Genomic DNA, 8,493 nt, shown 5'->3' on the forward strand with positions numbered 1-8,493 from the left:
ATGAGTCCATCAGGTAATTCTTCCCAAAAGGCGCCTGAGAAAAGAGGCAATCAAACCATGAAAAAAAGCCAGATAAAGATATGGTTTTTAATCCCGCTGATTGTCTTTGCCGGTTTTGTGGTCATGCTGTATTTTCGTCTGGGGCAGCCAACGGAAATCGTGACCAACACGGCGCTTGAGCGTCCGGTACCTAAGTTTGAGCTGCCCTTGTTGTCAGATACCAGCCGTATCATGACCAACGACAATTTGCCAGATCAGCCGTTTTTAATGAACGTTTGGGGCTCTTGGTGTCCAACTTGTGTCATCGAGCACCCTTTTTTAATGCAGTTAGAGGAGCGCGGCGTCAATTTGGTTGGGGTGAATTACAAAGATGATATCGGTGACGCTTTAGGATACTTAAACCGCGGCGGCGATCCTTTTTCGATGTCTATTCAGGACTTATCTGGTCAGTTTGCCTTAGATTTAGGGCTGACCGGTGCCCCTGAAACCTTTGTGGTGGATAGTAAGGGCATTATCCGCCAGCATATTGTTGGTGAGGTTAATGAGAGCAATTGGCAAAGCCGTATCATGCCGTGTTTGATGGTGCTTAATGAAGCCGATAAGAAAAATGTCAGCCCAGACCCTAGTCAGGTTCAGGAGGTGTGCAAATGAATGCCACGCATTTAAAAGACATGCAATTAATAGCTCAGCAGGCAACAAATTTTACGTTAAAGCTAGCAGGTTTGATATTTGCTTGCTTGCTGGGTTTTATTATCAGCATCGGCGCGCACGCCGCAATTGACGTTTATGACTTTGATTCGGTACAACAAGAAGCCCAGTATCGCGGCCTTATCGAAGAGCTGCGTTGCCCAAAATGCCAAAACCAGAATTTGGCAGGTTCTGATGCGCCTATTGCCCAAGATTTAAAGCAAAAAACCTATGACATGATTAAAGATGGTCGTAGTGATGCCGAGATACGCGCTTATATGCAAGAGCGCTACGGCGACTTTATCACTTATAAGCCGCCAGTACGTCCGTCGACATGGATACTGTGGTTTTTTCCGCCATTATTATTGCTTGTGTTGGTGATTGGCTGGTTTTGGCAAAGTAAACGCCGGCAGCGCGTTGCTCGCGGTCAAAGCGGCGTCACCGTAGAGAGTGCGGCGGCGTTGTCGGCTGCAGAAAAAGCGGAGCTTGATCGTTTGTTATCGCAAAGCAATAAAAACAGCAATAACCGTGATAAAAACGAGCATGACATCACCAGTACAGAGGACAAAAAATGATCCTATTTTCTACGTTTGGCTTATTTATTGCCCTAAGCTTACTGATGGCACTGTTACTGGCTATCATTGTTATCATGCCATGGTTACGAGCGTCGCGCTTACGAGACAAGCCAGTCGATAACCAGCTACTAGATATCAACGTTGCGGTATTTCGTGAGCGCCTAGCAGAGCTGCAAACCGATAAAGACAATGGCACTATCGACGAGGTGCATTATCGCAATCAAAAGCTTGAGCTTGAGCGCCAGTTATTAGACGCCCAGCGCACAGTCACGCCCATGGTCGCGCCCGGTATCAAAAGCCGTTTGATTATTATGGTCTGGGTGCCTGTCTTGGCGGGGCTCGCTTACTTTTTAGTCAGTGACCGTACGCCAGTATTTAATCTGTGGACGGCTGAAGATAAAGTCGGGCAGGTAGCAGATGACTTGCTGACGGGTAAAATTGATCAGCCGCCAGCTTGGGCGATTACCGATGGGACGCAGCTTATTAGCGCCATGCAGACCAACGTTTATCGGCATGCTGATGACCCTGATCGCTGGATGCGTCTGTCTGAATTGTTCTTATCATTAGAAGCAACTGATTCGGCGCTTGAGGCGTTATCGCGTGCTTATCGTTTGTCGCCAGACAACGAAGAGATTGCCACCACTTATGCGCAAATCAGCTTTTTTGCCAATAAAGGGCAATTGGATGCCAATAGTCGCCGCGTCTTACAAGAGGTACTGGCAAAAAATCCGCAGCACGAAGGCGCACAAATGCTCATGGCAATGGGCGAGGCGCGTAGTAATAACTTTGAGCAAGCCCAAGGCTGGATTAAGCGCCTGCGCGATAGTATCGCTGCCAAACCGGGTGACCATAGCCAAGCGCTGGCAAGTCTTGATGAGTTAAGTGCAAATGTCACCACTCAGCAGCAGCAAGCTTCTGAAGGCATTGAGGTGACCGTCTCTATTAATTCTGATTTGCTACCATTGGTAAAAGCGGATGATGTGCTGTTTGTCGCTATTCGTGATGTGAAAGGTGGCCCGCCGTTTGCCGCCAAGCGTTTACCGATTAGTGTGATTAAACAAGGCGAAGCGACGATTAGCCTAAGTGACTTAGATGCTATGATGCCTGAGCGTACCCTAGCGTCTGCTCGAGGCGACAAAGTTCAGCTTGCTGTCGTTGCGCGTATCAGTCACAGTGGTACGGCTATGGCGGAATCAGGCGATTTATCGGGTAATCCTGTGGTCATTAGCGCCGACCAAAATCAGGTCAATGTGACCATTAATCAGCAGGTTCCTTGATAAATGAATCTCAAAATATAAGTGATGAATAATTGGAGGCCGTCATGCTTGTGCCGGCCTCCAGCCTTATGCCATGAACAGATAAGTCATCGTAACTTGCCGCATCAAGACTAAAAATACTTGAGCTTTTGAAAGCCACAAGGTAAGGTAAGCTCTGCAACCCACCAATCCCTAAGTTTTATTAGTCCCAAAATCCTATCTATTAAGGAGAGTCGTATAATGATGCGTATTATTTTGCTAGGTCCACCAGGCGCCGGTAAAGGTACCCAAGCCCAGTTTATTTCTAAAGAATTTGATATTCCGCAGATCTCAACGGGCGACATGCTACGTGCCGCAATCAAAGAAGGTACTGAGCTTGGCAAACAAGCCAAAGATGTGATGAACGCTGGTGGTTTGGTCTCTGATGACCTTATTATTAACTTAGTGCAAGAACGCATCGCCAAGCCTGATTGTGTCAACGGCTGCATACTAGATGGTTTTCCGCGTACCATTCCGCAGGCTCAAGCGCTTGCTGATGCCAACGTGACAATTGACCATGTGATCGAAATTAGCGTGCCTGATGATGAAATCGTTAAGCGTCTATCAGGTCGTCGCCAGCATGCGGGTTCTGGGCGTGTTTATCACATCGATCACAATCCACCAAAGGTCGAAGGTATCGACGATGTGACGGGCGAGCCACTAATTCAACGCGAAGACGATAAAGAATCTACCATTCGCGATCGCCTGGCAACCTACCAGCAGCAAACCTCTGCCTTGGTTGGTTTCTATCAAGATAAAGCGGCTGAGGGCGGCGATGCCCCTAAATATGACAAATTCGATGGCACCCAAGCGATTGATGTTGTTAAAGAGCAAATCTTATCTGCGCTAAAAGGCTAAGCTTTTTTAGCGCTTTTATAGAAATTGCTTATTAACCGTTATATTCAAAACCCTGCCGCTAGTAATAGCAAGCTGCAGGGTTTTTTTATGGCTAAAATAAACGCTAAAAACCGTCTATAAAAAATCCTTCCATAAAAAAGCCGGCCATAAAAAAACCGCTTACTAACATCAGTAAACGGCTTTTAAATACTACTCGCTAAAACTTTATTACTCTAAGTTTTAGGCGTTACCTTGGGCATCAACTTGGGCTTGCTGTTGGCTTTGCGCGTACGCTTGGTCAAAGTTAACGGGCGCAAGCAATAACTGCGGGAAGCTACCACGTGTGACGATGTCGCTAATCACTTCGCGCGCATACGGGAACAATACGTTCGGGCAATATGCGCCGAGGATTTGTCCGATTTGATCTTCTGGAATGTTTTTTAATAAGAAAATTCCCGCTTGATGCACTTCTGCAATAAATGCCGCTTCGTCCGCGTTTTTTGCATTTACGCTGACAGTCAGAACCACTTGATAATGATCGTCATCTAATTTTTCGGCGTTACTTGATAGATTGATATCAAGCTCAGGGTTCCACTCTTTCGTGAATACAGCCGCGCCTGGGACTTCAAGTGACATGTCTTTTACATAAATACGTTCTAGTGCCAATTGTGGTTGTGCTTGTGCTTGTTCTTCAGCCATGGTAATTCCTCTATAAATTAATCAAATAATAGGGCAAACGGTTATTGTAACAACATCTCATTGTAATATAAATCGAGACTGAGTTTTAAGGTTTTATCTCAGCGTTTTTTAGCCAGTGCTTTTTTAGCAAGATGACTTTTAGCAAAATAGCAAAATAGCAAATTAGCCGGCCAATAACTCGTCAAGTTTGCCTTGCTGATTCATCTGGTTCAGCTCATCAAAACCGCCAACAAAGGTATCGCCGATGAAAATTTGCGGCACAGTACGATAGTTATTGGTCTTTTGCATCAATGCTTGGCGCTCTTCGCGGCTGATGTCGTGCATACCAATTTCTTCGTACTCAGCGCCTTTAGATTCTAGTAATTTTTTAGCGTTTAAGCAGTATGGGCACATAGGGGTGGTATAAACTTTAACAGATGCAGTCATGGTAAGTCCTTATTTATAAATTTATGCGTGAAAGTTTTATTATAAGTAATAGGATAAATAGTGATATAAAAAAATGATAGGGTAAAATCAGTACAATTCGTTATTGATAGGTAATGCACCGTTAATTACTGATGCTTATTATAAAGTGGGGATGGCCATCTTAAATTCAAGCAGTCTTGTCTAAAAAGCGCTGAGACTAGTATAACTGCTGCGTAACTACTCCATAACTGCCGCATAAAAAAAGACACCTTACGAAAAGGTGCCTTTTTAATTACTGTTTGTACAAAATTATATAAGCTATTTGTGCAAGGTAGGCTTGGCTTTACCTTTGTTTTTCGACTGGGCATCTTTTAGGCCAACAAGTGGCATACCCGCTGCCTGCCAGCCGCCAATACCGCCATCCAAGCGGTAAACACTGTCTTTACCAATCATTTGTACTGCCGCGCCTGCTTGCACGCCCATATCGCAGATGATAATCACTGGTTGCTCAATCGCACGAATTTCCTCGATGCGGTCTTTGAGCTCAGTAAAAGGTATGTTACGGCTGCCTTGGATAAAACCGGTGTCAAATTTCTTTTTGGCGCGAATATCGATTAGCTGCGCATTTTGCGAGTTAACCATCATGCCCAAGGTATTGGGCGATATTTTTCTGCCACTACGTTTGTTTTCAATGGTAAAAAATAGCACGGCAAGTACGGCTAATATACCAAATAAAAACGGGTGGTTGCCCACAAATTCCAGCGCACGATCCAAACCATACCTCCAAAAAATAAGTGTTCGGTTAAGCTGCGAGTCCAGCCTAACGATAATGAACAAGGCGCTATTATACCGATTAGACCATCCATAGTAAACGTATGATGGTCAACCTAGTCATTAATGCTTAATAAGGTTTAGTATCTGCCTCTTCTCTTAGGGTGACAAGGTTTTCAACACGGCGCTGCAATACTTTACCATCAGCAACCGCTTGCCATAACGCGCAGCCTTTACTGTTATGTGTATGACGACAATCGCGGAATTGGCAATCTCCCGCTAGTGGCGCAAGTTCAATAAAACCTGAAATGATATCATCCGGGGTTAAATGCCAAATGCCGTACTCACGAATACCCGGTGTATCGACGATGCCGCCTTGGGTTAAGTCATCTGGGTTAAAGGGCAATAGGCGGCTGGTTGTCGTCGTATGCTGACCCAATTTGGAGTTTTCCGAGATGACATTCACCACTTGCTCTGACTCTGGCAGTAGGGCGTTAATCAAACTGCTTTTACCAACGCCTGATTGTCCGGCAAAGATAACCAGTTTTTTATCGTTATGGCGTTTTAACTCATCAAGGCCTTTTTGCTCATCACTATCAGCGATATTTTCGGGGCAATCAACCGAAGTTAGGACGCTTTCATAGCCAAGCGCCGCGTATTGTGCCAATAGCTCACTGGTATCAACGCCATTTTCTTCTGCCAACAGGTCAGCTTTATTAAGTACCAATAATGGCTTTACGCCAGCATGATGGCAAACAACTAAGTAGCGATCAATCAGGGACGGTGCCGCAGCAGGCAGCGGCGCAAACACAATCGCCAAAATATCGACATTGGCAGCGACGGGTTTAAGCTTATGATAACGGTCAGGACGCGAGACAAGCGAGGTGCGAGGTTTGACCGATTCGATACGGCCAAAGCCAGTATTAGGGTCAGCAGTCCAGCGTACTTGGTCGCCAGCCGCTAGCATGGGCAGATTGGTACGTACATGACAGCGCCAAATATCGCCTAACGCCAGCTCCTGCCAAAACGGCTCAGGATCATCGGGCGCGATCTCGGGTTGTACCGGTATCACCGCAGGCAAACTGGTCATTTGTACTTCTAATTGTTTACCATAATGCGCCATGACCACGCCATCCATCAAACTGTCATCGATGCTGTCTTGACTGTCGAGCTGCTGTTTGTCGATGCGACGAATCTGCTGCTTAGTCAGTTTGCGTTGCCGGATTAGTGCCATGGTTTGAACCTATTAGAAAAATATTGCTAAGTGTAGCGTGAAAATTTGCTAACATACAGCCTAAAGCGCCCCTAGCAGATAGTGGTTTTGTAATGTTTTCGATTTTTTCGGCGTGATAAATAGGCGCAAACCAATGTTATCTGAGCATGGCCATTTATAACTGTTTTATTTGGTTAACATGGCTCGCCAATTGTTTCAGTCTTTATTGACCATAGGATATTTTATGAGTACCGACGACCATCCCAATAAAATCAAAATCAAAAACCAAGGTAAAAAAGGGCTGGTATGGATTGACCTAGAAATGACCGGACTTGACACCTTAAATGATGAGATTATCGAGATTGCTACCGTAGTGACGGATGAGGATTTAAACGTCCTTGCCGAAGGGCCTGTGTTTGCTATCAAGGTATCTGACCGCGTTTTAAACGGTATGGATGACTGGAATACCAAACAGCATGGTCAATCAGGATTGGTCGACCGCGTACGCCGTAGTAATGTGACCTTGGCAGAAGCGGAAGCTGAGACCATTAAATTTTTGAATAAATGGGTGGATGCTGGCAAGTCGCCCATGTGCGGTAATTCAATCTGTCAAGATCGCCGCTTTTTAGCGCGGCAAATGCCAGAACTCGAAAGGTTTTTCCATTATCGCAACCTTGATGTGTCATCGATTAAAGAGCTGTGCTTCCGCTGGCGACCCGACATTCTAAAGAACTTTGAAAAAGGCGGCAGTCATTTAGCGTTGGATGATATTCGCGATTCTATCCGTGAATTAAAGCATTACCGTCAGCATTTCTTTAAATTGATGCCTTAGAGTCTGATTTTTAAAGATTGATGTCTTAAAAATCAAACTTTAGAAATAGCGATTTAAGAACAAATAAAAAGTCCATCAAAGAAGCGAATGCCAAAATGTGGCTCGTTTCTTGGCGGGCTTTTTGTTTCAGTGATATTTTTAATTAAAGCTTAGTGGGTTAATTCTTTGAGAGTATATTATCGATTCTCATCAGGGCGTTTAATACTATCCGGGCTGGCTTTATAAACAGCATCTAGCTCGTCTTCCGTTAGATATTTTTCTACCGTAGGGTATAACTCGCGTTCTTCAAAGCGAATATGGTCGTATAATAGAGTGCCAAGCTGTTTAACTTGCGCGACTGTGATAGCGTTACCAGCAGACTGTTGTGATTGTTCGACTGTGTTTATGAGCTCATGCAATTGCTTGTGTTGCCCATCAAGTGCTTCTAGCACCGAGGCAACCTCCGGTTGAGTAGCGCGGTATGGCTCTAATGCATTGGCAATCAAGTTGTCTTCAATCTGAAAATGATACTGCATATCGTCAATATAAGACGTGAGATTATGCCAGTGTTGGGCAATTTCTTCGGGTTCATCCAAGCTTTCTTTTGCATGACGAGACAGATTCAGCCCGAGATGGTGCTGGCGTGATAATGGTTGCAATTGATTGGCGCGTTTCATTATTAAATACCTTAATGCTTCAAAAATTCATGATTGGTTAATTATTTGGAGTGATACTTTATGTTCAACTATCTCTTAATTTTACATTTACTTGGGGCAGCAATTTGGGTAGGCGGTCATTTAATACTAGCACTAGTGATACTGCCAAAAGTGCTATCTTCACGTAATTTAGACGCTTTGTTACAATTTGAGGGGCAGTTTGAAAAAATTGGCATGCCAGCGCTAGGTCTTCAGATCGTCACTGGCTTATGGATGGCGCATAATCTGCTGCCCAATACGAGCGCTTGGTTTGCTTTTGACAATGATATTAGTATCTTAATTGGTATGAAGCTGAGTCTGTTATTGCTGACGGCACTAGTCGCGATGCATGCACGTTTTTGGATAATACCGCGCCTATCTGCTGACAATCTCAATGGATTCGCGATTAATATCAGTTTGGTGACGCTGTTTTCAGTCGCCTTTGTCGTGGTCGGTACGCTATTTCGTACGGGGTTTTGATAAATTTGGTGGTGTTCTAAAAAGT

General features: G+C 44.7%; 11 protein-coding genes. 6 read left to right on the forward strand and 5 right to left on the reverse strand.

What is annotated here, in order from left to right; translation table 11 throughout:
- The 4 genes from B4240_RS06960 (at window position 1) to adk (ending at window position 3,415) form a co-directional block, all read left to right on the forward strand.
- Window positions 1-651 carry a DsbE family thiol:disulfide interchange protein gene (locus tag B4240_RS06960; protein ID WP_296237769.1) on the forward strand — a complete coding sequence of 217 codons (651 nt, stop codon included), beginning with the start codon at window positions 1-3 and terminating at the stop codon, window positions 649-651.
- Complete coding sequence (locus B4240_RS06965; protein ID WP_414707102.1) at window positions 648-1,262, forward strand: cytochrome c-type biogenesis protein; 615 nt, start codon at window positions 648-650, stop codon at window positions 1,260-1,262. The genes B4240_RS06960 and B4240_RS06965 overlap by 4 nt, the downstream gene beginning before the upstream one ends.
- Window positions 1,259-2,539, forward strand: a complete 1,281-nt coding sequence (ccmI, locus tag B4240_RS06970; protein ID WP_296237770.1) for a c-type cytochrome biogenesis protein CcmI — start codon at window positions 1,259-1,261, stop codon at window positions 2,537-2,539. Before B4240_RS06965 ends, ccmI begins: the two co-directional genes overlap by 4 nt.
- Before the next feature lie 222 nt (window positions 2,540-2,761).
- Complete coding sequence (gene adk / locus B4240_RS06975; RefSeq protein WP_296237790.1) at window positions 2,762-3,415, forward strand: adenylate kinase; 654 nt, start codon at window positions 2,762-2,764, stop codon at window positions 3,413-3,415.
- A gap of 219 nt (window positions 3,416-3,634) precedes the next feature.
- Here the strand turns inward: adk and secB are convergent, their stop codons facing one another.
- The 4 genes from secB to rsgA all read right to left on the reverse strand — a co-directional run bounded on the left by secB (window position 3,635) and on the right by rsgA (window position 6,503).
- Window positions 3,635-4,093 (reverse strand): protein-export chaperone SecB, encoded by a 459-nt coding sequence (secB, locus tag B4240_RS06980; protein WP_296237773.1) that lies wholly within the window; start codon window positions 4,091-4,093, stop codon window positions 3,635-3,637.
- 162 nt (window positions 4,094-4,255) lie between these two features.
- Entirely contained in the window at window positions 4,256-4,519 is a 264-nt protein-coding gene (grxC, locus tag B4240_RS06985; RefSeq protein ID WP_296237774.1) for a glutaredoxin 3, read from the reverse strand.
- Between the two features lie 297 nt (window positions 4,520-4,816).
- Window positions 4,817-5,272, reverse strand: coding sequence for a rhodanese-like domain-containing protein (locus B4240_RS06990; protein ID WP_296237776.1), 456 nt, complete (start codon window positions 5,270-5,272; stop codon window positions 4,817-4,819).
- 127 nt (window positions 5,273-5,399) lie between these two features.
- A complete protein-coding gene (rsgA, locus tag B4240_RS06995; RefSeq protein ID WP_296237777.1) occupies window positions 5,400-6,503 on the reverse strand; it encodes a ribosome small subunit-dependent GTPase A in 1,104 nt (367 codons plus the stop codon).
- Window positions 6,504-6,726: 223 nt separating this feature from the next.
- Between rsgA and orn the strand changes: the two genes are divergently transcribed.
- A complete protein-coding gene (orn, locus tag B4240_RS07000; protein WP_296237779.1) occupies window positions 6,727-7,314 on the forward strand; it encodes an oligoribonuclease in 588 nt (195 codons plus the stop codon).
- Between the two features lie 176 nt (window positions 7,315-7,490).
- Here orn and B4240_RS07005 read toward each other — a convergent pair whose 3' ends face one another.
- The gene (locus B4240_RS07005; RefSeq protein WP_296237780.1) at window positions 7,491-7,970 is read right to left on the reverse strand and encodes a hemerythrin domain-containing protein; all 480 of its coding nucleotides are present in this window, start codon (window positions 7,968-7,970) and stop codon (window positions 7,491-7,493) included.
- A gap of 60 nt (window positions 7,971-8,030) precedes the next feature.
- Here B4240_RS07005 and B4240_RS07010 point away from each other — a divergent pair, with 60 nt between their 5' ends.
- A complete protein-coding gene (locus B4240_RS07010) occupies window positions 8,031-8,468 on the forward strand; it encodes a CopD family protein (protein ID WP_296237782.1) in 438 nt (145 codons plus the stop codon).
- Window positions 8,469-8,493: the final 25 nt, after the last annotated feature.

It is taken from the genome of Psychrobacter sp. UBA5136 (assembly GCF_002414005.1).
Classification (GTDB): domain Bacteria; phylum Pseudomonadota; class Gammaproteobacteria; order Pseudomonadales; family Moraxellaceae; genus Psychrobacter.